23 protein-coding genes are annotated in these 22,379 nt (G+C 59.2%); 5 read left to right on the top strand and 18 right to left on the bottom strand.

Annotated features, from left to right (window positions below):
• Window positions 1–2 precede the first annotated feature (2 nt).
• Both BJP61_RS05480 and BJP61_RS05475 read left to right on the top strand, forming a co-directional pair.
• On the top strand, window positions 3–1,382 hold the full coding sequence (locus tag BJP61_RS05480; RefSeq protein WP_171997953.1) for an MFS transporter: 1,380 nt from the start codon (window positions 3–5) through the stop codon (window positions 1,380–1,382).
• Entirely contained in the window at window positions 1,382–1,756 is a 375-nt protein-coding gene (locus BJP61_RS05475) for a DUF4440 domain-containing protein (protein WP_171997952.1), read from the top strand. The genes BJP61_RS05480 and BJP61_RS05475 overlap by 1 nt, the downstream gene beginning before the upstream one ends.
• A 60-nt stretch (window positions 1,757–1,816) precedes the next feature.
• On the opposite strand, the gene rpoS is transcribed toward BJP61_RS05475, so the two are convergent.
• The 13 genes from rpoS to cysG all read right to left on the bottom strand — a co-directional run bounded on the left by rpoS (window position 1,817) and on the right by cysG (window position 13,459).
• Window positions 1,817–2,809 (bottom strand): RNA polymerase sigma factor RpoS, encoded by a 993-nt coding sequence (gene rpoS / locus BJP61_RS05470; RefSeq protein WP_007663544.1) that lies wholly within the window; start codon window positions 2,807–2,809, stop codon window positions 1,817–1,819.
• A 59-nt stretch (window positions 2,810–2,868) separates the two neighbouring features.
• Window positions 2,869–4,005 carry a murein hydrolase activator NlpD gene (gene nlpD / locus BJP61_RS05465; protein ID WP_171997951.1) on the bottom strand — a complete coding sequence of 379 codons (1,137 nt, stop codon included), beginning with the start codon at window positions 4,003–4,005 and terminating at the stop codon, window positions 2,869–2,871.
• A gap of 127 nt (window positions 4,006–4,132) precedes the next feature.
• Window positions 4,133–4,759, bottom strand: coding sequence for a protein-L-isoaspartate(D-aspartate) O-methyltransferase (locus tag BJP61_RS05460; protein ID WP_038868195.1), 627 nt, complete (start codon window positions 4,757–4,759; stop codon window positions 4,133–4,135).
• Window positions 4,753–5,514: a 5'/3'-nucleotidase SurE gene (gene surE / locus BJP61_RS05455; protein ID WP_007730467.1), complete on the bottom strand. Its 762-nt coding sequence runs from the start codon at window positions 5,512–5,514 to the stop codon at window positions 4,753–4,755. Before surE ends, BJP61_RS05460 begins: the two co-directional genes overlap by 7 nt.
• A gap of 467 nt (window positions 5,515–5,981) precedes the next feature.
• Entirely contained in the window at window positions 5,982–7,031 is a 1,050-nt protein-coding gene (gene truD / locus BJP61_RS05450) for a tRNA pseudouridine(13) synthase TruD (protein ID WP_171997950.1), read from the bottom strand.
• On the bottom strand, window positions 7,028–7,507 hold the full coding sequence (ispF, locus tag BJP61_RS05445; protein ID WP_038868183.1) for a 2-C-methyl-D-erythritol 2,4-cyclodiphosphate synthase: 480 nt from the start codon (window positions 7,505–7,507) through the stop codon (window positions 7,028–7,030). The genes truD and ispF overlap by 4 nt, the downstream gene beginning before the upstream one ends.
• Complete coding sequence (gene ispD / locus BJP61_RS05440; protein WP_171997949.1) at window positions 7,507–8,217, bottom strand: 2-C-methyl-D-erythritol 4-phosphate cytidylyltransferase; 711 nt, start codon at window positions 8,215–8,217, stop codon at window positions 7,507–7,509. The genes ispF and ispD overlap by 1 nt, the downstream gene beginning before the upstream one ends.
• Before the next feature lie 19 nt (window positions 8,218–8,236).
• Complete coding sequence (gene ftsB / locus BJP61_RS05435) at window positions 8,237–8,548, bottom strand: cell division protein FtsB (RefSeq protein ID WP_007730488.1); 312 nt, start codon at window positions 8,546–8,548, stop codon at window positions 8,237–8,239.
• 162 nt (window positions 8,549–8,710) lie between these two features.
• Window positions 8,711–9,034 (bottom strand): DUF3561 family protein, encoded by a 324-nt coding sequence (locus BJP61_RS05430; protein ID WP_038868176.1) that lies wholly within the window; start codon window positions 9,032–9,034, stop codon window positions 8,711–8,713.
• Between the two features lie 49 nt (window positions 9,035–9,083).
• The gene (cysC, locus tag BJP61_RS05425; protein WP_075193386.1) at window positions 9,084–9,689 is read right to left on the bottom strand and encodes an adenylyl-sulfate kinase; all 606 of its coding nucleotides are present in this window, start codon (window positions 9,687–9,689) and stop codon (window positions 9,084–9,086) included.
• Entirely contained in the window at window positions 9,689–11,116 is a 1,428-nt protein-coding gene (gene cysN / locus BJP61_RS05420) for a sulfate adenylyltransferase subunit CysN (protein ID WP_171997948.1), read from the bottom strand. Before cysN ends, cysC begins: the two co-directional genes overlap by 1 nt.
• A gap of 9 nt (window positions 11,117–11,125) precedes the next feature.
• Complete coding sequence (cysD, locus tag BJP61_RS05415) at window positions 11,126–12,034, bottom strand: sulfate adenylyltransferase subunit CysD (protein ID WP_038868170.1); 909 nt, start codon at window positions 12,032–12,034, stop codon at window positions 11,126–11,128.
• A gap of 9 nt (window positions 12,035–12,043) precedes the next feature.
• Window positions 12,044–13,459 (bottom strand): siroheme synthase CysG, encoded by a 1,416-nt coding sequence (cysG, locus tag BJP61_RS05410; protein WP_075193385.1) that lies wholly within the window; start codon window positions 13,457–13,459, stop codon window positions 12,044–12,046.
• A 244-nt stretch (window positions 13,460–13,703) separates the two neighbouring features.
• Here cysG and BJP61_RS05405 point away from each other — a divergent pair, with 244 nt between their 5' ends.
• Window positions 13,704–14,693: an aminopeptidase gene (locus BJP61_RS05405; protein WP_038868165.1), complete on the top strand. Its 990-nt coding sequence runs from the start codon at window positions 13,704–13,706 to the stop codon at window positions 14,691–14,693.
• A 27-nt stretch (window positions 14,694–14,720) separates the two neighbouring features.
• Here BJP61_RS05405 and cysH read toward each other — a convergent pair whose 3' ends face one another.
• The 3 genes from cysH to cysJ all read right to left on the bottom strand — a co-directional run bounded on the left by cysH (window position 14,721) and on the right by cysJ (window position 19,131).
• Complete coding sequence (cysH, locus tag BJP61_RS05400) at window positions 14,721–15,455, bottom strand: phosphoadenosine phosphosulfate reductase (protein ID WP_171997947.1); 735 nt, start codon at window positions 15,453–15,455, stop codon at window positions 14,721–14,723.
• Between the two features lie 161 nt (window positions 15,456–15,616).
• Window positions 15,617–17,329, bottom strand: coding sequence for an assimilatory sulfite reductase (NADPH) hemoprotein subunit (gene cysI / locus BJP61_RS05395; RefSeq protein WP_075193384.1), 1,713 nt, complete (start codon window positions 17,327–17,329; stop codon window positions 15,617–15,619).
• Window positions 17,329–19,131, bottom strand: coding sequence for an NADPH-dependent assimilatory sulfite reductase flavoprotein subunit (gene cysJ / locus BJP61_RS05390; protein WP_171997946.1), 1,803 nt, complete (start codon window positions 19,129–19,131; stop codon window positions 17,329–17,331). The genes cysI and cysJ overlap by 1 nt, the downstream gene beginning before the upstream one ends.
• Before the next feature lie 304 nt (window positions 19,132–19,435).
• Between cysJ and queD the strand changes: the two genes are divergently transcribed.
• Window positions 19,436–19,798 (top strand): 6-carboxytetrahydropterin synthase QueD, encoded by a 363-nt coding sequence (gene queD, locus BJP61_RS05385; protein WP_038869466.1) that lies wholly within the window; start codon window positions 19,436–19,438, stop codon window positions 19,796–19,798.
• A 76-nt stretch (window positions 19,799–19,874) separates the two neighbouring features.
• Here the strand turns inward: queD and queE are convergent, their stop codons facing one another.
• Window positions 19,875–20,546 carry a 7-carboxy-7-deazaguanine synthase QueE gene (gene queE / locus BJP61_RS05380; protein ID WP_171997945.1) on the bottom strand — a complete coding sequence of 224 codons (672 nt, stop codon included), beginning with the start codon at window positions 20,544–20,546 and terminating at the stop codon, window positions 19,875–19,877.
• A gap of 196 nt (window positions 20,547–20,742) precedes the next feature.
• Between queE and BJP61_RS05375 the strand changes: the two genes are divergently transcribed.
• On the top strand, window positions 20,743–21,702 hold the full coding sequence (locus BJP61_RS05375; RefSeq protein ID WP_171997944.1) for a TPM domain-containing protein: 960 nt from the start codon (window positions 20,743–20,745) through the stop codon (window positions 21,700–21,702).
• Here BJP61_RS05375 and BJP61_RS05370 read toward each other — a convergent pair.
• Complete coding sequence (locus tag BJP61_RS05370) at window positions 21,688–22,377, bottom strand: N-acetylmannosamine-6-phosphate 2-epimerase (RefSeq protein WP_171997943.1); 690 nt, start codon at window positions 22,375–22,377, stop codon at window positions 21,688–21,690. The two genes, BJP61_RS05375 and BJP61_RS05370, sit on opposite strands and share 15 nt — an antisense overlap.
• Window positions 22,378–22,379 lie beyond the last annotated feature (2 nt).

Raw genomic sequence — 22,379 nt, 5'->3', positions numbered from 1 at the left:
CCATGAGCTACCGCAACCGAGTCACGCTGATTTATCTGCTGGGCTTTTTTCTCGATTTAATCAATATGTTTATCGCGGCAGTGGCTTTTCCGGCTATCGGCGAGGCGCTGAACGCGACCGTGACGCAGCTTGCCTGGATAAGCAACGGCTATATCGCCGGGCTGACGGTCGTTATACCGCTCAGCGCCTGGCTGACGCAGCGTCTGGGCGCGCGCCGCGTTTTTTTACTCTCGCTGACGATCTTCAGCCTCGCTACCGCCGCCTGCGGCATGGCGACGTCGCTGGAGTCGCTTATCTTCTGGCGCGTGATTCAGGGCGCGGGCGGCGGTTTGCTGATCCCGACAGGCCAGGCGCTGGCGTGGCAACTTTTCGCGAAACATGAGCGTGCAAGGCTTGCGTCTGCCGTGATGCTGACGGGCTTGCTGGCGCCTGCGCTGTCGCCGGCGCTCGGCGGCGTGATGGTGCAGGCCGCCAGCTGGCATGGGGTCTTTTTAGCAAGCCTTCCGCTTTCGCTTACCTCACTCCTGATGGCCTGGTGCTGGCTGAAACCCGACGCGGCACCTGCCGTTCGCCGTCCGCTTGATATCCCGGGCGCGCTTTCTGGCGCAGGCGGGCTGTTGCTACTGTTGTACGGGCTGAGCGGACTTAGCGAGAACACGCAGCCGCTGCTGGCGGTAATTTGCCTCGCGGGCGGCGTGGCGCTTCTCGCGTGGATGCTGCGTCGCTGTCGACATCACCCGGCGCCGCTGCTGAAGGTGCGTCTCATGGGCGAGCCGCTAATGCGCTTATCTATGCTGGTCTATCAGTGCGTTCCCGGCATGTTTATTGGCGTGAATGTGGTCGGCATGTTCTGGCTTCAGACGGTCGCCGGACGCTCTCCGGCCGCCAGCGGCGCGCTGATGGTGCCGTGGTCGGTGGCATCGTTTATGGCTATCTCCGCGACCGCCCGGCTGTTTAACCGTCTCGGCCCGCGCCCGCTGCTTATCACCGGCTGCCTGTTGCAGGCGGGCGGTATCGTGCTGCTGACGCAGGCCGGGCCAGATACCCCGTGGGCGCTGCTGGTCGCCGCCTTTGGTTTGATGGGCGCAGGCGGCAGCCTGTGCAGCAGTACGGCGCAAAGCAGCGCGTTTTTACATACCGCGCACGCAGATCTGCCTGACGCCAGCGCGCTGTGGAATATTAACCGCCAGCTCAGCTTCTGCTTTGGCGTTACGCTTATCAGCGTCGTGCTGAACGTGCTGATGCATCTGCTCGTGCCGCCCGCAGCCTGGCGCGCCACCTTTGCGCTTGCGGCGGCGATGACGCTGCTGCCGATCTTTTTCGCGTGGCGGCTGCCTTCTGCGGCGGTCGTCCTGCCATTTTTATCAGAGAAGGAAAAGTAATGAACTGCTGGTTTATGGAAGTCGTGGATGCTCATGTGGCGATTGAGCGCTGGCTCGGTCAGGGTGAAGGCGACGTTGAGGCGCTGCTGGCCCGCTTTCGCGCTGACTATTCGATGATCCCATTAAACGGCGCGCCGCTCGATGCCATAGCCTTACGCGCCTTTTTCAGCGCCGCGCGCGGCAGCCGACCGGGGCTCGCGATTGAGGTCGATAGTCTGTCCCTTATCGCCGAATGGCCTGCGGGCGCAGTCGTCGGGTATCGGGAAACGCAAAAAACGGGGCAGGAGATCACGGTGCGCTGGTCTACCGTGGTGTTTGAACTGCATGAAGGGAAGCCGTGCTGGCGTCATCTGCATGAAACGCGCCAGGTTTAAACAGTTGATATAAAAGAAAAAGGCCAGTCAAAGACTGGCCTTTTTTGAGGGGACAGGTGGTTATTCGCGGAACAGCGCTTCGATGTTCAGCCCCTGACCCTGCAGGATTTCACGCAGACGGCGCAGGCCTTCAACCTGAATCTGGCGAACGCGTTCACGAGTCAGGCCGATTTCACGACCGACATCTTCAAGCGTTGCCGCTTCGTAACCGAGCAGGCCGAAACGACGAGCCAGGACTTCACGCTGTTTGGCGTTCAGTTCGAACAGCCATTTGACGATGCTCTGTTTCATATCATCGTCCTGCGTGGTGTCTTCCGGGCCGTTGTCTTTTTCATCGGCCAGGATATCGAGCAGCGCTTTCTCTGAATCGCCACCCAGCGGGGTGTCGACAGAGGTAATGCGCTCGTTCAGGCGCAGCATACGGCTAACGTCATCAACCGGTTTATCCAGCTGTTCAGCAATCTCTTCTGCGCTCGGCTCGTGGTCCAGTTTATGGGACAGTTCACGCGCGGTACGCAGATAGACGTTAAGCTCCTTCACGATGTGAATCGGCAGGCGAATCGTACGGGTTTGGTTCATGATTGCCCGTTCGATGGTCTGACGAATCCACCAGGTCGCATAGGTTGAGAAGCGGAACCCGCGTTCCGGGTCAAATTTCTCAACGGCGCGAATCAGCCCCAAGTTGCCCTCTTCAATCAGATCCAGCAGCGCCAGACCACGATTGCTGTAACGACGGGCAATCTTAACCACCAGACGCAGGTTACTTTCGATCATGCGACGGCGGGAGGCGACGTCACCACGCAGAGCGCGGCGCGCAAAGTAAACTTCTTCTTCAGCCGTTAACAGCGGAGAATAACCAATCTCGCCCAGATACAGCTGAGTAGCATCTAATACACGCTGTGTTGAACCCTGCGACAGCAGCTCTTCTTCAGCCAGGTCGTTATCACTGGGTTCCTCTTCTACCAAGGCTTTTTCGTCAAAAGCCTCAACTCCGTTCTCATCAAATTCCGCGTCTTCATTTAAGTCATGAACTTTCAGCGTATTCTGATTCATAAGGTGGCTCCTACCCGTGATCCCTGAGCAAAGCGCCTGAAGAAGCGCACTCTGCCAATTTATCGCTGCGGCAAATAGCGCAGCGGGTTTACGGATTTCCCCTTGTAACGAATTTCAAAATGCAAGCGTGTTGAACTGGTTCCGGAGCTACCCATGGTAGCGATTTTTTGCCCCGCCTTAACTTCTTGTTGTTCCCGGACCAGCATAGTGTCGTTATGGGCGTAGGCACTCAGGTAATCATCGTTGTGTTTGATGATAATAAGATTACCGTAACCGCGAAGCGCATTACCGGCGTACACGACGCGACCCTCTGCGGTTGCGACGATAGCCTGTCCTTTGCTGCCTGCGATATCGATCCCTTTGTTCCCCCCTTCTGCGGCGGAGAAGTTCTCGATAACGTTGCCTTCAGTCGGCCAGCGCCAGGTAGCGACAGGTGCACTGTTGGTCGTGCTACTTACGGTCGGTTCTGTCGTGCTAACAGCAGGTGCTGTGGAAGGAGCTACGACTGCCCCAGAGCTCACATTCCCAGGCAACATTTTGTTAGCACTCTGTTCACCTGAATCCTCAGAGTAAATAATTGTCGGTTTCGACGCAACCACCGTGCTGGTATTTTGCGCAGGTTTTGAGACTATTCCTTGTGCGCTTGCATCAGCTTGCGTAATTGCATTGCCACCTGTGATCGGCGTACCAGATGCGTTGCCCACCTGCAAGGTTTGCCCGACATTGAGGCCATACGGGGCTTCAATGTGGTTACGCTGGGCCAAATCACGGAAATCGTTCCCGGTTATCCAGGCGATATAAAACAGCGTATCGCCACGTTTCACGGTATAGGTGCTGCCGCCGGTATAGCTTCCTTTCGGAATATTCCCATACTTACGGTTGTAAACAATGCGGCCATTTTGGGTCTGAACCGGCTGTTCGGGGATGACCTGCGCCTGACGCGGCGAGCTGATTTGCGGCTGAACGGGTGCCGGCTGGCTCTGCGCCGGGCGGCTCTGCGTCGACATGTTCGAAGGCGGCATGATCATCCCGCCGCCTGCGCTGGTGCCTGCGCTACTGCTGCTTGCGCTGCCGCCAACAGAGCTGACGGGCGCCGGTGCGGAGGAGTTATTTGAATTACATGCCGCCAGACAAAGCGAAATCAGTGACAGCGCCGCGACTCGGCGTGCTGTGAAGGTTGGGCTTCCCGCGCTCATTTATCCCCCTGGAATGGTTTACTTCTTAATAAATACGATGACGACCGCTCTTTTCAGCGTCTGGCCGACGCGATTTTCGCTCACCATACGCTGAAAGCGTGCTAAAAACACAGGAAAAATTCCTGGTTTACGCCAGTTCCCCTTTCACCAGAGGAACAAAGCGCACAGCTTCTACGGTGTCGATAATAAATTCGCTCCCCCGCCGACGAACACGCTTTAATACCTGCTGCTCATCGCCCACGGGAAGAACCAGAATGCCGCCCTCGTCCAGTTGCGACAGGAGCGCTGTCGGGATCTCAGGCGGCGCGGCCGTCACAATAATAGCGTCAAACGGGGCGCGCGCCTGCCACCCCTGCCAGCCATCCCCGTGACGGGTTGAAACGTTGTGAAGATCGAGCTGCTTTAAACGCCGTCTGGCGTGCCATTGCAGGCTTTTGATGCGCTCGACCGAGCAGACGTGATGCACCAGATGAGCCAGAATCGCCGTCTGGTAGCCAGAGCCGGTGCCGATTTCCAGCACCCTTGAGGCGGGCGTCAGCGCCAGCAGCTCCGTCATACGCGCCACCATATAAGGCTGAGAAATGGTCTGCCCCGAGCCAATCGGCAGCGCCACGTTTTCCCAGGCTTTGTGCTCAAACGCTTCATCGACAAACTTTTCACGCGGCACGCGCGAAATTGCCTCAAGTACGCGGTCATCTTTGATGCCCTGAGCACGCAGTTGATTGAGAAGGGTCTGAACACGATTGTTTACCATTGCCCGTTCACTCCGGCGCTGGTCAACCAACGGGTGACCACATCCTGCGCGTTGTACGCGGTTAAATCGACATGCAGCGGCGTTACGGAAACATAGCCTTCATCCACCGCGGCGAAATCGGTATCCGGGCCAGCGTCGAGTTTATCGCCCGGCGGCCCTATCCAGTAAAGCGTGTTGCCGCGCGGATCTTCCTGCGGAATGACTTTATCCGCCGGATGGCGACTGCCGCAGCGGGTGACGCGAATGCCTTTGATCTGCTCAAGCGGCAGGTCGGGCACATTCACGTTAAGAATGCGCCCGGTGCGCAGCGGCTCGCGCGCCAGCGCGCGTAATAGCGTACAGGTGACAGCGGCCGCGGTGTCGTAATGCTCATGACCATTCAGCGACACGGCCAGCGCAGGCAACCCAAGATGACGGCCTTCCATCGCCGCAGCCACGGTGCCGGAGTAAATCACGTCATCGCCCAGATTCGGCCCGGCGTTAATGCCGGAGACAACGACATCCGGGCGCGGGCGCATCAGCGCGTTGACGCCGAGGAACACACAGTCGGTGGGCGTGCCCATCTGCACCGCGATATCGCCGTTGGGGTAAGTAAACGTGCGAAGCGAGGATTCAAGCGTTAACGAATTAGACGCGCCGCTACGGTTGCGGTCGGGAGCCACCACCTGAACGTCGGCGAACTCACGCAGCGCCTTCGCCAGCGCCTGAATGCCCGGCGCGTGGATCCCGTCATCGTTACTTAACAATATCCGCATAAAGCGCGTAATCCTTTCCTGGTGTTAAACATTGAAGTGTTATCCCTTAAAACATGTCCTGGTTTTTCTGTTTTGCTTTCGCTGAACATTCTTCAGGCAGGTTGCCGGATAGCCGCTCGCAGGCATTCTAACGCGCGATGATGCTGTCCGGTAGGGTCGATTTCCGCAAGATCATGTCGTTACATTACAGGACGTTCGCCTGAAATGCGCTTTGCGCGCCCAGGGCCGTGCATTATGTTCACCATTGCGCCGCCACCTTTTAACGCCGTGTCCCGCGCTTCGCGTCATCAGTTATTAGTTCATTTTTGATGATAAAGCCACGTTGCGGCAGGCCGACTGCGCGAAAATATGGAGCTGCCTGGCGACTGGCCTCTGCTGTTGGAATAAAGGCGGGTGTTCGGCCGTAAAAAAACCGCCCTGAGGCGGTTTTTTCATGCATCACCACGGTAACTACGCAGGTGGAACGGCTACTCGCCGATATCCGCGTGCTCATCCACGGTCGTGAACAGCTCCCGGATAACGCTGGTGGCAAAGCTGCCGGCGGGCAGCCAGAAGCTGACCTCAAGCGTCGCGTTATCCTGCCACTGCCAGCGCAGCTCGCGCGGGAACAACAGCATCGCGCGACGCGCGGCCTCGACCTTTTCGCGGGTCATCAGCGTCAGCAGGTCGGTCTGGTCGGCAAGCGTTGCCTGCTCAAACGCCAGTGCCGCGCGCTGGGTGCCCCAGTCGCCGCTGCCCGGCAGCGCGGCGGTGATAAGCAGCTCGCCGCTGTCCACGCGCGCCTGTAAGTCGGGTAGCTCTTCCGGCGTGGCGACAAACCAGCTTCCGCGCCCGGCAAGCTGTAGCGCGTCGCCGTCGATGACCTGATTAAAATCGGTTTTTTCGAGCCTTGCGCTCACCAGTTGGTTAAACATCAGGCTACGCGCGGCAGAGAGCGCAAAACCGCGCTTATTGCGCTCGCGCGGCGGCTGGCCGGTTTGCGCCCAGCGCTGCGCCTGGTGAATATTGCTACCGCCAATCCCGAAACGCTGCGGACCGAAATAGTTCGGCACGCCTTTTTCGGCGATCAGGTTCAGCCGCTGTTCGATTTCGTCGCGGTGGGTGATGTCGCGCAGCACCAGCGAGAAGCGGTTGCCCTTAAGCGCCCCTAAACGCAGTTTGCGGCGATGACGGGCGAACTCCAGCACCTCGCAGCCTTCCAGCGTGAACGCGCGCATCGCAGGCATCTCTTTGCCGGGCAGACGCGCGCACAGCCACTGTTCGGTCACCGCATGCTTATCTTTCTGGCCTGCAAAGCTGACTTCGCGCGCCGCAATGCCAAGAAATTTCGCCAGCGCGTCGGCCACAAAGCGGGTATTGCAGCCGGTTTTACGAATGCGCACCAGCAGGTGTTCGCCCTCGCCGTCCGGCGCGAAGCCTAAATCCTCAACGACCTGAAAGTCTGTCGGGCTGGCTTTCAGTTTCCCCTGCCCTTGCGGCTGACCGTGCAGCCAGCGCAGCGTGTTGAATTCGCTCATGCGTTGGCCTTCATCAGCAGCGCCACCGCCTCGCAGGCGATGCCTTCGCCACGGCCAGTGAAGCCGAGCCTTTCGGTCGTGGTGGCTTTGACGTTGACCTGATCCATATGGCAGCCGAGATCTTCGGCGATAAACACCCGCATCTGCGGAATGTGCGGCGCCATTTTCGGCGCCTGCGCGATGATGGTGACATCGACGTTGCCGAGCGTGTAGCCCTTCGCCTGAATCCGGCGCCAGGCCTCGCGCAGCAGCTCGCGGCTGTCGGCGCCTTTAAACGCCGGATCGGTGTCCGGGAAGAGTTTGCCGATATCGCCCAGCGCCGCAGCGCCGAGCAGCGCGTCGGTCAGCGCGTGCAGCGCGACATCGCCGTCGGAGTGCGCCAGCAGCCCCTGCTCATAAGGAATACGGACGCCGCCAATAATAATCGGGCCTGCGCCTCCAAAGGCGTGTACGTCAAAACCATGTCCGATACGCATTATGCCGTCTCCATTGAGGTTAACCGGGTAAGATAAAACGCCGCCAGAGCGAGATCCTCCGGGCGGGTAACTTTGATATTGTCCGAACGCCCCACGACCAGCTCCGGATGGAAGCCGCAATATTCGAGCGCGGAGGCTTCGTCGGTAATGGTCGCGCCGTCCGTGAGCGCGCGCGTCAGGCAGTCGCGCAGCAGTTCCAGCGGGAAGAGCTGCGGGGTGAGCGCATGCCAGAGGTTTTCGCGATCGACCGTGTGCGCGATGGCCGGCTTACCCGGCTCCGCGCGTTTCATGGTGTCGCAGGCAGGGGCGGCGAGAATGCCGCCCACCCGGCTGGTGTCTGTCAGCGCCAGCAGGCGCGCCAGATCCTGGGCGTCAAGGCAGGGACGCGCGGCGTCATGCACCAGCGCCCAGCGCGCGTCGCCTGCGGCCTGAAGGCCTGCCAGCACGGAATCGGCCCGCTGCGCGCCGCCGCGCACCACCTGAACGTCAGGATGAGACGCCAGCGGCAACCGGGCGAAGGCGGTGTCGGCGGGGCTGATGGCAATGATGACGCGGCTGATACGCGGATGCTGCAACAGCGGCGCGACCGCATGTTCGAGAATCGTTTTGTTCCCGATGGTGAGGTATTGTTTTGGACATTCCGTCTGCATACGGCTGCCGATTCCGGCCGCCGGCACCACGGCAATCACGTCCGCAAAGGGGGGCGCCATGTGTAAAACCCGCTTCTGGTTATCGATTATTTTGCGCAGACCCACCGGCGCGTTTGGCTGCGTCCGGCACCAGGCGATAGAAGGTTTCGCCAGGTTTAGTCATGCTTAATTCGTTGCGCGCGCGCTCTTCGATAGCTTCCTGACCGCCGTTGAGATCGTCTATCTCGGCGAAAAGCTGATCGTTACGCGCTTTGAGTTTGGCGTTGGTGGCCTGCTGTACCGCCACGTCGTCGGCTACGCGGGAATAGTCGTGGATGCCGTTTTTTCCAAACCACAGCGAATACTGTAGCCAGACCAGCAAAGCCAGCAATAGCAGCGTTAGTTTACCCATTCTGCCCCCTGAAAAACGGCTTCATCATCCCATAACTTCCCGCCGGACTCTACCCGGCTTGCTACGACGTGCAGGTTAAGAAATTAAACAGCGGCAGAATGTACCACAGAAAGCGCGCCGATGCGCATGCGCCTGTTGAGAGAGCGTGAAAAACGCGAGGCGTCAGCTCACCAGCCAGAAAAAGAGCAGCCCGAACATCAGCCCGACGCTTATCAGCGTCGCGAGACTGCTGTAGACCAGCCTGCGCTCCAGCAGCGAGAAGACCGCGACCCCCACCACCACGGCCACCGGCATCAGCGCCAGGAAAAACGGCCAGGTGTAGAGCAGAAAAAAGAGCGTGTTGGAGCCATAGAGAAGAAAGGGAACGCCAAGAGCCAGCAGCCACGAGATAAACCCCACCACGGCGCCAGGCCAGGCCCAGGTGGTTTCTTCGACGGCAGGCGCGGTCTCCGCCTGGGTGACAATCATGTTCGTGGTATTACGCATAGCTTATCCTGTGACGTGACGGGCCGGGAAAAGCACTCCCGGCGCGGTCTCAGGATTTGATGATATCTTCGCGACGCAGCAGGTCTAACAATTGCGCAATCAAATTTGTTACCAATTGTTGGCCGTCGAGATGAATTTCGGGGTTTTGCGGCGCTTCATACACCGCGTCGATGCCGGTAAAATTGCGCAGTTCCCCGGCGCGCGCCTTTTTATAAAGCCCCTTCGGATCGCGCGCTTCGCAGACCTCAAGCGGCGTATCCACAAACACTTCGATAAAGCGCCCTTCCCCCAGTTGCTCGCGCACCAGCTGACGCTCGGCGCGGTGCGGCGAAATAAACGCGGTCAGCACCACAAGCCCCGCATCCACCATCAGTTTCGCCACTTCGCCGACGCGACGGATATTCTCTTTGCGATCCTCATCGCTAAAGCCCAGATCGCTGCACAGGCCGTGGCGCACGTTGTCGCCGTCAAGCAGATACGTACTGACGCCAAGCTGGTGCAGCGCTTCTTCCAGCGCCCCGGCGACGGTAGATTTTCCGGAGCCCGAAAGCCCCGTAAACCACAGCACCGCGCCGCGGTGGCCGTGGAGCTGCTCGCGCTGCGCCGCGGTCACCGGATGGGCGTGCCAGACGACATTTTCGTCATGCTGCGCCATTATTTGCCTCCCAGCAGATCGCGCGCGCCCCAGTGCGGGAAGTGACGGCGAATCAGCTGATTCAGCTCCAGCTCAAAGGCGCTGTAAGCGGAAGGCTCCTGATACACATCCTGTTGCGGTTCGCGCACCATGCCCGCGCCCACCGTCACGTTTGAGAGACGGTCAATGAAAATCAGGCCGCCGGTGACCGGGTTCTCCTGATATTTATCGAGGTTCAGCGGCTCGTCGAAGGTGAGATCCACAAGGCCGATACCGTTGAGCGGCAGGTTTTCCTCCACGCGCTGGGTCAGGTTGTTGATATCAACCTGATACTGGATATTGTCCACGCGCGCGCGGGTTTTCTTACCGGCGATTTTGATGTCGTAGCTCTGGCCCGGCACCAGCGGCTGCTCGGCCATCCAGACTACGTCCACCGCCGCGCTCTGCACGGCGGCCACGCTTTGCGAAGCGTCTACCAGCAGGTCGCCACGGCTAATGTCGATTTCATCTTTCAGGACCAGCGTGACGGCCTCGCCCGCGCCCGCCTCCTGCAAATCGCCGTCAAACGTCACGATACGCGCCACGCTCGATTCCACGCCGGACGGCAGCGCTTTCACGCGCTGGCCCACTTTCACCACGCCGCCCGCGACGGTGCCCGCATAACCACGGAAATCGAGGTTCGGACGGTTGACGTACTGCACCGGGAAGCGCAGCGGCTGCTCGTCAACCACGCGCTGAATTTCAATGTTCTCCAGCACTTCCAGCAGCGTCGGGCCAGTGTACCAGCCCATGTTCAGGCTCTGCATCGCCACGTTGTCGCCTTCCAGCGCCGACAGCGGCACAAAGCGGATATCCAGCGAGCCAGGCAATTGTTCGGCGAAGCTCAGGTAATCCTGACGAATACGTTCAAACGTCTCTTCGCTGAAGTCCACCAAATCCATCTTGTTGACCGCCACAACCAGGTGTTTGATACCCAGCAGCGTCGAGATAAAGCTGTGGCGGCGGGTCTGGTCCAGCACGCCTTTACGGGCGTCCATCAACAGGATCGCCAGATCGCAGGTTGATGCGCCGGTCGCCATATTGCGGGTGTACTGCTCGTGCCCCGGAGTGTCGGCGATGATGAATTTGCGTTTTTCAGTCGAAAAGTAGCGGTACGCCACGTCAATCGTGATGCCCTGTTCGCGCTCGGCCTGTAAACCATCCACCAGCAGCGCCAGATCGAGCTTTTCGCCCTGTGTGCCGTGACGTTTGCTGTCATTGTGCAGCGACGAGAGCTGATCTTCGTAAATCTGTCGGGTATCGTGCAGCAGGCGGCCAATCAGGGTGCTCTTCCCGTCATCCACGCTGCCGCAGGTCAGAAAACGCAGCAGGCTTTTGTGCTGCTGGGCGTGCAGATAGGATTCCACGCCGCCTTCTTTGGCGATCTGTTGTGCGATAGTGGTATTCATGGCGGCTCCTTAGAAATAACCCTGACGTTTTTTAAGCTCCATTGAGCCTGCCTGGTCGCGGTCAATAACGCGCCCCTGGCGCTCACTGGTGGTGGAGACCAGCATCTCTTCAATGATCTCCGGCAGCGTCTGCGCGCTGGATTCCACCGCGCCGGTCAGCGGCCAGCAGCCAAGGGTACGGAAGCGCACCATGCGCGGTTTGATCTCTTCGCCCGGCTGCAAATCGATGCGATCGTCATCGATCATCATCAGCATGCCGTCACGCTCCAGCACCGGACGTTCGGCGGCCAGATACAGCGGAACGATCTCGATATTTTCCAGGTAGATGTATTGCCAGATATCCAGCTCGGTCCAGTTAGAGAGCGGGAAGACGCGGATGCTTTCGCCTTTGTTGATCTGGCCGTTGTAGTTATGCCACAGCTCCGGGCGCTGGTTTTTCGGGTCCCAGCGGTGGAAGCGGTCGCGGAAGGAGTAGATGCGCTCTTTGGCGCGGGATTTCTCCTCATCGCGGCGCGCGCCGCCGAAGGCTGCGTCAAAACCGTATTTATTAAGCGCCTGCTTCAGCCCTTCGGTTTTCATGATGTCGGTGTGTTTGGCGCTGCCGTGCACGAACGGGTTAATGCCCATCGCCACGCCTTCCGGGTTTTTATGCACCAGCAGTTCGCAGCCGTAGGCTTTGGCGGTACGGTCGCGGAATTCGTACATTTCGCGAAACTTCCAGCCGGTATCCACATGCAGCAGCGGGAACGGCAGCGTGCCGGGATAAAACGCCTTGCGCGCCAGGTGCAGCATCACGCTGGAATCTTTGCCGATGGAGTACATCATCACCGGGTTAGCGAATTCCGCAGCCACTTCACGAATGATATGGATGCTTTCCGCCTCCAGTTGCCGCAGGTGAGTGAGTCGTTTTTGATCCATAACCTTTCCTTAAGCCAGATTCACCACGGAAGAACGAATGGCTTCCGCGTCGGTTGAATGTTGAAACCAGGCGAGCTGCTGGTGGAGCTGCACCACTTCGCCGACCACCAGCAGGGCGGGCATCGGCGCGTCTTTCGCTAAAATACTGAGCGCATCAAGCGTGCCGGTCAGCACGCGCTGATCGTCTCGCGTGCCGCGGCTGATGACCGCAACCGGCGTCGTGGCGTCTCGTCCGTGGGCGATTAGCTGTTGGCTGATCTCCGCCGCTTTCATGGTGCCCATATAGATGGCGAGCGTCTGACGGCTCTTCGCGAGCAGCGCCCAGTCGAACGGCTCGCTGTCGGGTTTATAGTGGCCGGTGACGAAAACCGCGCTCTGGGCGTAATCGCGGTGGGTCAGCGGAATGCCCGCATAGGCGGTCGCACCGCTGGCGGCCGTCACGCCGGGCACCACCTGAAACGGCACGCCTGCGGCTTTGGCCGCCTCAAGTTCTTCACCGCCGCGCCCGAAAATAAACGGGTCGCCGCCTTTCAGACGCACCACGGTTTTGCCCTCGCGGGCAAGGTCAATCAGCATCTGGTTGGTTTCATGCTGCGCCACCGCGTGCGCGCCCGCACGTTTGCCCACACAGATGCGGTCGGCGTCGCGGCGCACCAGATCCAGCACGCCGTCGCTGACCAGATGGTCGTACAGCACGACATCCGCCTGCTGCATCACCTGTAACCCGCGCAGCGTCAGCAGCCCGGCGTCGCCCGGCCCCGCGCCAACCAGAATAATTTCGCCCTGCGCGGTTTGCGGCGCGTCGAGCTCCGCCTCCAGTGCCGCTTCGGCGGCGCGGGTATCGCCCGCCGCCATCAGGCTGGCGAAGCGGCCGCGAAAGGCTTTTTCCCAGAAGCGACGGCGTCCGTCGGTCGTGGGAATGCGCGCTTTAATACGATCGCGAAAGCTGCCCGCGACCTCGGCCATCCGCCCGAGGCTTGCCGGCAGCAGAGATTCGATTTTCTCACGCAGGAGTCGCGCCAGCACTGGCGCGTTGCCGCTGGAGGAGATAGCGACGATAAGCGGCGAGCGGTCGACTATCGACGGGAAAATAAAGGAGCACAGCGGCTGGTCGTCCACCACGTTAACCAGGCGCTGTCGGGCGTTCGCTTCGTCGAACACCCGGCGGTTAAGCGCCTCGTCGTTGGTCGCCGCAATGACCAGAAACACCGCGTCGAGCTGCGAAGGCTCAAAGGTCTGCGCCAGCCAGCGCAGCGCGCCTTCCTGCTCCAGCGCCGCGAGCTCTGGATGTAGCTTTTTCGCGACCACGCAGACGCAGGCGCCCGCGCGGCGCAGCAGCGCAATTTTACGCAGCGCCACTTCGCCGCCGCCGACGACCAGCACGGGGCGCTGTTTCAGTTGAGCAAATAACGGGAGATATTCCACGGCGATACAACTCGCTAACAACAGGGGACCAGAGGGGACTATAGGGGGAGGCAGATAACAGATGAAATTACGAATTGGCATTTATAGTTCCACAAAGGAATAAGGCGCCAGATAAGCAAATATCAAAAAGTGCTTAAGCCGTGAAATTTCGGGCGTTTAACCGCAAATCAAATTGTGTAACCGCCGTCACAGTTTCATACTAAGCGCCATTAACTGGTCGCGCTTTTTTGAGTAAGGACGTTCTATGTTTTCCGCAGTGCGCCGCTGCACCCTGAGCCTGGCGCTGAGCGTATGCTTCACCCTGCCCGCTTTTTCGCAACCCCTTCACCCAGGCGATATCGCCAGTGAGCAGACCCGCCACATCGCCACTTTATTTCCAGGCCGTATGACCGGATCGCCTGCCGAGATGCTGGCTGCGGATTATCTGCGCCAGCAGTTTGTACGCCTTGGGTATCAGAGCGATATCCGCGCATTTCACAGCCGTTATGTCTATACCGCCGGAAATCATCGCACTAACTGGCAGAACGTCACCGGCAGCACGGTTATCGCCGCCCATGAGGGCGCGGCGCCGCAGCAGATTATTGTGATGGCGCACCTTGATACCTACGCGCCGCTGACCGACGCGGATGTGGATAATAATCTCGGCGGGCTGACGCTACAGGGCGTGGATGATAACGCGGCGGGGGTCGGCGTAATGCTGGAGCTCGCGGAGCGCCTTAAAGATGTGCCGACGCGCTACGGCGTGCGTTTTATCGCCACCAGCGGCGAAGAAGAAGGCGGCATGGGCGCGGAAAACCTGCTGAAACGCATGAGCGCGCTTGAGAAAAAACAGACGCTGCTGGTGATTAATCTCAGCCATCTGGTGGCGGGCGATAAACTGGCGTTTACCAGCGGTAAAAGCACGCCCGCCGCGGTACGCGCCCTGACGCGCGACAGTGCGCTGAAGCTCGCGCGACGTTTCGGCATTCCGGTCGCCGCCAGCAGCGTGACGCCTGCGGATAATGACGCCGTCGCGTTTGATAAAGCGGGCATTCCGGTACTGTCGATTTCGGCGGTCAACGATCCCGCCCGCCATCGCGGCCGCCACGCCGTCGGGCCGGTGGCGCATAATGCGCGTCAGGATAATCTGCAATACCTGGATCAGGCGCTTCCTGGGCGCATTAATAAGCGCTGTCGCGACGTGATGCGCGTCCTGCTGCCGCTGGTAAAAACGCTGGCGAAGGCCGAGAAGTAAAAAGCGCGCCCCGGGGCGCGCTTTTCGTTAGCCTTCGTGCAGGCCGCATTCGCGTTTGAGACCGAAAAAGCGGGTCTCTTCTTCCGCCATGCCCGGCTCCCATTTGCGGGTCGTGTGCGTATCCCCTACCGAGAGATAACCTTCATCCCACAGCGGGTGGTATTTCAGCCCATGCTTTTGCAGGTACTGATATACGGTGCGGTTATCCCAGTCGATGATTGGCAGGATCTTAAAGATGCCGCGCTGGACGCCCAGCACCGGCAGGTTCGCGCGGCTGCCGGACTGATCGCGGCGCAGGCCGGCAAACCAGGTTTGCGCGTTAAGGTCTTTCAGCGCGCGGTTCATCGGCTCTACTTTATTTATCTCGTTGTATTTCTCGATCCCTTCAACGCCCTGCTCCCACAGCTTGCCGTAGCGCGCTTCCTGCCAGGCCGGGCTCTGTTCGGCGCGGTAGATGTGCAGGTTCAGATTGAGCTTTTCCGTCAGTTCGTCGATAAAGCGGTACGTTTCCGGGAAGAGATAGCCGGTATCGGTGAGGATAACCGGAATATCCGGACGCTGTTGCGTAACCAGATGCAGGCAGACCGCCGCCTGAATACCGAAGCTTGAAGAGAGCACAAACTCGCCCGGCAGGTTTTCCAGCGCCCAGCCGACACGCGCTTCGGCGCTTAATGCCTCAAGCTGCGCGTTGGTGTCGGCGAGCGCATCAGCGCGGTCTTCTTTTTCCAGTGCATTTAACGCATGGAGATCGAGTACGGACATGTGAACCTCGCTTGCAAAAGTGTTATCTGGCCTGCGCCATGCGCCCGGCACGGATGGCGGTTAAAAGATAGCGGGTGCGCTTTGCTGCCACGCTCTGCTAACCAGCACGTAGGGTGGATACGCGCCGCGCCTCCACCGCTACCGCACCGCGCGCGAAACGCTTATTCCCAGAAATCCCGCGCGGGATCGAGTACCGGGCGAATGATCCCGGCGCGCACGGTGAAATCGCCAAACCCTTCGCCGGGCTCGCGCTCTTTCGCCCAGCGACCGACGAGAACATCAAGCGTGTCGAGAATTTCCGACTCGGTGATGTTTTCGCGATACATGCGCGGAATACGCGTCCCGATGCGGTTACCGCCCAGGTGCAGGTTGTAACGTCCCGGCGCTTTGCCGACCAGCCCCAGCTCCGCCAGCATCGCACGGCCGCAACCGTTCGGGCAGCCAGTGACGCGCAGCACGATGTGATCGTCCGCTACGCCATACTTCGCCATGATGCCGTCCACTTTATCGATAAACGACGGCAGGAAACGCTCCGCCTCCGCCATCGCCAGCGGGCAGGTCGGGAACGACACGCACGCCATAGAGTTTTCACGCTGCGGCGTCACGCTAGCCATCAGGCCGTGGTCGCGGGCGATCTGCTCTATCTTCGCCTTGTCGGCTTCCGGCACGCCCGCCACGATCAGGTTCTGGTTGGCGGTCAGGCGGAAATCCCCTTTATGGATCTTCGCTATCGCTTTCAGACCGGTTTTCAGCGGCTTGTCCGGGAAATCGAGAATACGGCCATTTTCAATAAACAGCGTCAGGTGCCATTTATCATCAATGCCCTTCACCCAGCCAATGCGATCGCCGCGACCGGTAAATTCATAAGGGCGAACCGGCTCAAACGTCACGCCCGCGCGGCGCTCTACTTCGGCTTTGAACACGTCCGGCCCGACGCGCTCCAGCGTATATTTGGTTTTCGCGTTTTTACGATCGGTACGGTTGCCCCAGTCGCGCTGGGTGGTCACCACCGCTTCGGCCACCGCCAGGGTATGCTCCAGCGGAATGTAGCCGAACTCGGTCGCGGTACGCGCGTAGGTTTTCTTGTTGCCGTGCTCAATGGACAGCCCGCCGCCCACCAGCAGATTAAAGCCCACCAGCTTGCCGTTTTCGGCAATCGCGATGAAGTTCATATCGTTGGCGTGCAGATCCACATCGTTTTGCGGCGGCACCACGACTGTGGTTTTAAACTTACGCGGCAGGTAGGTCGGGCCGAGGATCGGCTCTTCGTCCGTGGTCGCGACTTTCTCCTGATCGAGCCAGATTTCCGCATAGGCGCGGGTGCGCGGCAGCAGATGCTCGGAGAGTTTCTTCGCCCACTCGTAAGCTTCGGCATGTAATTGCGACTCGACCGGGTTAGACGTGCAGAGCACGTTACGGTTCATGTCGTTGGCGGTCGCCAGCGCGTCGAGGCCCACGGAGTGCAGCATCTGATGCGCCGGCTTCACGTTTTTCTTCAACAGGCCGTGGTACTGGAACGTCTGGCGGTTGGTCAGACGGATGCTGCCGTAAATGGTGTTTTCCTCGGCGAACTTGTCGATGGAAAGCCACTGCTGCGGCGTCATGATGCCGCCCGGCAGACGGCAGCGCAGCATCATGGCGTGACGCGGCTCCAGCTTCTGGGCGGCACGCTCGGCGCGGATATCGCGGTCATCCTGCTGATACATGCCGTGAAAACGGATCAGCAGGAAGTTATCACCATTAAACCCGCCGGTCAGCCCGTCATGTAAATCTTCAGCAATGGTGCCGCGCAGAAAGTTACTTTCCCGCTTCATGCGTTCCGCGTCGGAAAGTTTTCCTTCGACCACCAGAGGTCCTGGGTATTTTTCGCTCATTAATAGACGTCTCGCTGGTAACGGCGCTCAACGCGCAGCTCACTTAAATATTCATCCGCCGCCTCGGCATCCATCTCGCCGTAAGCCGCAATCACTTCCAGTAACGCCTGCTCGACATCCTTCGCCATGCGATTGGCGTCGCCGCAGACATAAATGTGCGCGCCTTCCTGAATCCAGCGCCACAGCTCCGCGCCCTGCTCGCGGATTTTGTCTTGTACGTAAATTTTATGTTCCTGATCGCGGGACCAGGCAAGGTCGATGCGGTTTAACAGCCCTTCTTTTACATAGCGCTGCCACTCGACCTGATACAGGAAATCTTCAGTAAAGTGCGGGTTGCCGAAGAAGAGCCAGTTTTTACCGGTAGCGCCGTCGGCTTCACGCTGTTGCATGAAAGCGCGGAACGGCGCGATACCGGTGCCAGGGCCAATCATAATGACCGGCGTTTCGGGCGTGGCCGGCAGGCGGAAGTTGTCGTTGTGCTCAATAAATACGCGCACTTCGCCCTCTTCTTCCAGACGATCGGCAAGGTAGCCTGAGGCGCCACCCGCGCGGGCGCGGCCTTCAATCTCGTAACGCACCACGCCCACGGTAATGTGGACTTCGTTTTCTACTTCCGCCTGCGACGAAGCGATGGAATAGAGGCGCGGCGTCAGCGGGCGTAGCAGCCCTGTCAACTGCTCAGCCTCAAGTTGCGCAGGCGCGAAGCGCACCATGTCGACGATGGGCGTCGCGGCGGCGTATTGCTGCAGCTTCGCTTTATCGCCCACCAGCGGCAGCAGGGCTTCGCTGCGGGTCAGCGTGGCGTAATTCTCAACGATAGCCGCGGTGTTGACCGTCAACTCAAAATGCCACTGGAGGGCTTCGCTGAGCGTCAGCGTTTTGCCATCCACCGTCACCGTCTCATCGCCCTTCAGCCACAGTAGCTCAAGCAGCTCCTGCACCAGCGCCGGATCGTTCTGATACCAGACACCGAGCGCGTCGCCCGGCTGATAGCGCAGCCCGGCATCGCCCAGATCGATTTCGATATGGCGCACATCTTTTTGCGAATGGCGGCCGGTGATTTTCTGGTTCACCGAGAGCGTCGCGGTGAGCGGCGCTTCTTTGGTATAAGGCGTGGAATCGACCAGATTCACCGCGCCGCTGGCGGTCAACGCCGCCTGTGACGGCGCTTCTTTCGGCACGCGCGCTTTCAGTACGTCAACCACCCGCTGGCGCCATTCCTGGGCGGCGGTCTGGTATTCAACATCGGCGTCGACGCGATCCAGCAGGCGCTCGCCGCCAAGCTCCGCAAGACGGGTATCAAAATCTTTCCCGGCCTGGCAGAAGCGTTCATACGAGGTATCACCAAGACCAAAGACGGCGAACGCCGCGCCTTCAAGCTTCGGCGCTTTTTTCGACAGCAGGAATTTATGCAACGCGACGGCTTCTTCCGGCGGGTCCCCTTCCCCCTGCGTGGAGGTGACGATGACCAGCAATTTTTCCTGGGCGATTTGTTTGAATTTATAGTCGCCCGCGTTAACCAGATTCACATTGAGCTGCGCCGCCAGCAGATCGTCGCGCAGCGCTTCGGCGACGCGGCGCGCGTTGCCGGTCTGGGAGGCGGAAATAAGCGTAATGACCGACGCAGGCGCCGAGGGGGTTTGCACCACCGCCGCACCAGGCTGTTGGTTAACCATTCCCCAGAAGTAGCCTGAAAGCCAGGCGAGCTGCGTGGGGGTGAAATCATGAGTCGCCGTCTGAAGGCGAGCCAGCTGCTCCGGGCTGAGCGGGAGCAAAGCATTCGGTGGGGCCTGAGTCGTCATGCGTCGTTATGTTCCAGTAGCAAAGCTGTTTTTCATCGTAAAAACAGAAGAGAAAGTAAGGTTAACGGCGGCGATAATAACAATTAAAGAAGGGATGGAAATAATAAATAACCAAACGGACTAACCGCTTTTATCTATAAGCGTAAACGTAAAAACCGGTTATATAAGCCGTTGATAACCATATGGATTAAAAAGATGCGCGCCAGGTTTTACGCGGTTACCGCTTACGGCGGTTTTAGTTAATGCTAAAAACGGTCAATTCCGGTACTATGCGGCGGTTTTTTAGCAAGACTGAGACTGCGTTATGCCTACCACCCTGTTTAAAGATTTTATCTTCGAAGCCGCTCACCGACTGCCTCACGTTCCCGAAGGCCACAAATGCGGTCGCCTGCACGGACACTCCTTTATGGTGCGCCTGGAGATCACGGGCGAGGTAGACCCGCATACCGGCTGGATTATCGATTTCGCCGAACTGAAAGCGGCGTTTAAACCGATTTATGACAGCCTGGATCACTATTATCTGAACGATATTCCCGGCCTCGAAAACCCGACCAGCGAAGTGCTGGCGCGCTGGATTTGGGATCAGATGAAGCCCCGTATGCCGCTTTTGAGCGCGGTAATGATTAAAGAAACCTGCACCGCCGGCTGCGTCTATCGCGGCGAATAAGGCTGTGTGGCGTTGGGATAGCGAACATCCCGCCAAAAAAGAGGGGCTTTAGCCCCTCTTTTTTTATGCGATGTTTTTATGCAATGTTCAGATATTTGTGTGTTTGCATCGACAATCGCCAGTTGCGGGCGATACAGGTCTCAATGCACAAACGCGTCGCGTCTTCTTTCTGGCTTATAGGCTGAAGCGCAATCACGCGCTGTCTCTCGTCATTCAGACGCGCCAGCAGTTCATCCAGCGCCTCAATATCACGCACGCGCCCTACCGGGTGCTTGATTTCATCGGCGCGCATCAGCGCCTGATCGAGCACATCGTACCCGCCGCGCATGTTCACTTTCGGCGACACGGTCACCCAGGTGCCGGTGGTGCAGCGCACCTCGTGGGTGCCGCTGGTTTCAATCTGGCAGCTAAAACCGTGCGCTTCCAGCAGCTCGGTTAACGGCAGCAGGTCGTGAATACACGGCTCGCCCCCGGTAATAACCACATGGCGCGCGGTATAAGCCTGACGTTCAATGGCCGCCAGCAGATCTTCCGGGCTCGCCGCGCCCCATTTATCGCTCTCTTTGGTTTTCGCGATGATACTGAAAAGCGACACTTCCCGATCGGCGAGTTTCTCCCAGGTGTGTTTGGTGTCGCACCAGGCACAGCCTACCGGGCATCCCTGCAAACGAATAAAAATGGCGGGCACGCCGGTAAAGTAACCCTCGCCCTGCAGGGTCTGGAACATCTCATTAATCGGGTACTGCATGATTCACTCGGTTTATTACCAAAACGGTAATTATTACAGATAACCGCCGGACTATCATGTGCCATTTGCGCTTTCATGGCAGCGGCGGCGCGCCCTTATCAGCGATGGCCTCTTAATTCAGGTCGCTGGCAGGCCCACCGGGCGGCGGTTACCATGGCAATGGACGGCGCTGCGAAAACAAGGAAACGTGAGAACGATGGTACGCATACTGACGTTATTTATTCTGACGCTGACGATGGCTGGTTTTGCCGTTCAGGCGCAACCGCTCGCCGTGCCGCCGATGCGCGGTTTTGTTAACGACCCGGCAGATATCCTGGAGAGACCGGAAAAGCTCGCGTTAATCAACGATGTGTCTTCTCTTAATGCCCGCACCCACGCCCAGACCGCAGTGCTGATCGTGCCGACCTTACAGGGCGATAACCTGGAAAGCGCCGCTACGCGCGTGTTCAATACCTGGCGGCTCGGTAACGCACGCCGTAACGATGGCGTGCTGATTCTGGTGGCCTGGGAGGATCGCAACGTGCGCATCGAAGTGGGGCGCGGCCTGGAAACCACGCTGACCAACGCGCTGGCGAGCCGAATCATTAAAGAGCGGATGCTCCCCTGGTTCCGCGCGGGCGAACTGGCCGAAGGCATCCGGCATGGCCTGACCGGTATCGACGCCGCGTTAAGCGGCAAACCGCTGCCGCCCGCGACCTCTCCATCGCGGTGGTGGTCATGGTTCAGGCCGTGGCTGGTGGGGTTTTCTTACTGGCAGGGGCTGCCGTTTCTTGCCATTACGCTGGCAGTCCTGCTGATGAAGCGCAAAAAGAAAACGCTCATCACGCTCTTTTTCGTCACCTCCTGCCTGCTAACGCCGGCGCTTGCCATTACCAGCGATTATGTCCCGTGGGTCGTACCGTTTTTATGGCTCAGTTTCTCATTGCCGATTCTGTTGTTAATCATGGTGATTATCATGGCGTTCGCTTTCCCCCGACGCCTGTTCAGCACTGGCAGCGGCGCGTCATCCGGCGATAACGGGTCAGCCTGGCTTGCGAATCAGAATCTTCATCATTTATCCGGCGGCGACAGTGGCAGCCATCACAGCAGCCACGACAGCGTGAGCTGCGGCGATGGCGGCTCAAGCGACGGCGGCGGCTCGTCAGATAACTGGTGAGCCCAGCGCGTCGGTAAAGCGGCGCGTGATCTGCTGTGGACGCGTGATAGCGCCGCCCACCACCACAGTATGCGCGCCGAGCGCAAGGCAACGCGCCGCCCGTTCGGGCGTATCGACATTACCTTCGGCGATAACCGGAATAGTCACCGCCGCCAGGACGTCTTTTAGCCGCGCGAAATCCTTCTGGGGCAGCCGATGCCCCTGGGTTGTCGCAGTATAACCGTAGAGCGTGGTGCCGACGCAGTCAAAGCCCAGCGCCTCCGCCGTAACGGCTTCGTCAACCTCTGAAATATCCGCCATCAGCAGTATCTGAGGAAAAGCGAGGCGAATGCGCTTTACCAGTTGCTCCAGCGTCTCGCCAGCAGGGCGTGCTCGCGCGGTGGCATCAAGGGCAATCATTTCAGGCGCGGAGCGCATCAGTTCAGTGACTTCACGCATCGTCGCGGTAATAAACACCTCGCTGTCCGGATAATCCCGTTTAATGATGCCAATGACCGGCAGCGTAACCTGCTGTTTGATGGCCTCGATATCCGCCACGCTATTGGCGCGGATACCCGCGGCCCCGCCCTGCGCCGCCGCCAGCGCCATTTTCCCCATGATAAACGGACTGTGCAGCGGTTCGTTTTCCAGCGCCTGGCAGGAAACCACCAGCCTGCCTTTGATTTGCTCTAACATCG

Source organism: Cronobacter sp. JZ38 (assembly GCF_008932145.1).
GTDB classification, from domain to species: Bacteria; Pseudomonadota; Gammaproteobacteria; order Enterobacterales; family Enterobacteriaceae; genus Cronobacter; species Cronobacter muytjensii.
This window is presented reverse-complemented; position numbering and strand designations above follow the sequence as displayed.

Coding starts and splice junctions, on each gene's coding strand:
- BJP61_RS05480 (WP_171997953.1), top strand. CDS start 3: ATGAGCTACCGCAACCGAGTCACGCTGATTTATCTGCTGGGCTTTTTT.
- BJP61_RS05475 (WP_171997952.1), top strand. CDS start 1,382: ATGAACTGCTGGTTTATGGAAGTCGTGGATGCTCATGTGGCGATTGAG.
- rpoS (WP_007663544.1), bottom strand. CDS start 2,809: ATGAATCAGAATACGCTGAAAGTTCATGACTTAAATGAAGACGCGGAA.
- nlpD (WP_171997951.1), bottom strand. CDS start 4,005: ATGAGCGCGGGAAGCCCAACCTTCACAGCACGCCGAGTCGCGGCGCTG.
- BJP61_RS05460 (WP_038868195.1), bottom strand. CDS start 4,759: ATGGTAAACAATCGTGTTCAGACCCTTCTCAATCAACTGCGTGCTCAG.
- surE (WP_007730467.1), bottom strand. CDS start 5,514: ATGCGGATATTGTTAAGTAACGATGACGGGATCCACGCGCCGGGCATT.
- truD (WP_171997950.1), bottom strand. CDS start 7,031: ATGAGCGAATTCAACACGCTGCGCTGGCTGCACGGTCAGCCGCAAGGG.
- ispF (WP_038868183.1), bottom strand. CDS start 7,507: ATGCGTATCGGACATGGTTTTGACGTACACGCCTTTGGAGGCGCAGGC.
- ispD (WP_171997949.1), bottom strand. CDS start 8,217: ATGGCGCCCCCCTTTGCGGACGTGATTGCCGTGGTGCCGGCGGCCGGA.
- ftsB (WP_007730488.1), bottom strand. CDS start 8,548: ATGGGTAAACTAACGCTGCTATTGCTGGCTTTGCTGGTCTGGCTACAG.
- BJP61_RS05430 (WP_038868176.1), bottom strand. CDS start 9,034: ATGCGTAATACCACGAACATGATTGTCACCCAGGCGGAGACCGCGCCT.
- cysC (WP_075193386.1), bottom strand. CDS start 9,689: ATGGCGCAGCATGACGAAAATGTCGTCTGGCACGCCCATCCGGTGACC.
- cysN (WP_171997948.1), bottom strand. CDS start 11,116: ATGAATACCACTATCGCACAACAGATCGCCAAAGAAGGCGGCGTGGAA.
- cysD (WP_038868170.1), bottom strand. CDS start 12,034: ATGGATCAAAAACGACTCACTCACCTGCGGCAACTGGAGGCGGAAAGC.
- BJP61_RS05405 (WP_038868165.1), top strand. CDS start 13,704: ATGTTTTCCGCAGTGCGCCGCTGCACCCTGAGCCTGGCGCTGAGCGTA.
- cysH (WP_171997947.1), bottom strand. CDS start 15,455: ATGTCCGTACTCGATCTCCATGCGTTAAATGCACTGGAAAAAGAAGAC.
- cysI (WP_075193384.1), bottom strand. CDS start 17,329: ATGAGCGAAAAATACCCAGGACCTCTGGTGGTCGAAGGAAAACTTTCC.
- cysJ (WP_171997946.1), bottom strand. CDS start 19,131: ATGACGACTCAGGCCCCACCGAATGCTTTGCTCCCGCTCAGCCCGGAG.
- queD (WP_038869466.1), top strand. CDS start 19,436: ATGCCTACCACCCTGTTTAAAGATTTTATCTTCGAAGCCGCTCACCGA.
- queE (WP_171997945.1), bottom strand. CDS start 20,546: ATGCAGTACCCGATTAATGAGATGTTCCAGACCCTGCAGGGCGAGGGT.
- BJP61_RS05375 (WP_171997944.1), top strand. CDS start 20,743: ATGGTACGCATACTGACGTTATTTATTCTGACGCTGACGATGGCTGGT.
- BJP61_RS05370 (WP_171997943.1), bottom strand. CDS start 22,377: ATGTTAGAGCAAATCAAAGGCAGGCTGGTGGTTTCCTGCCAGGCGCTG.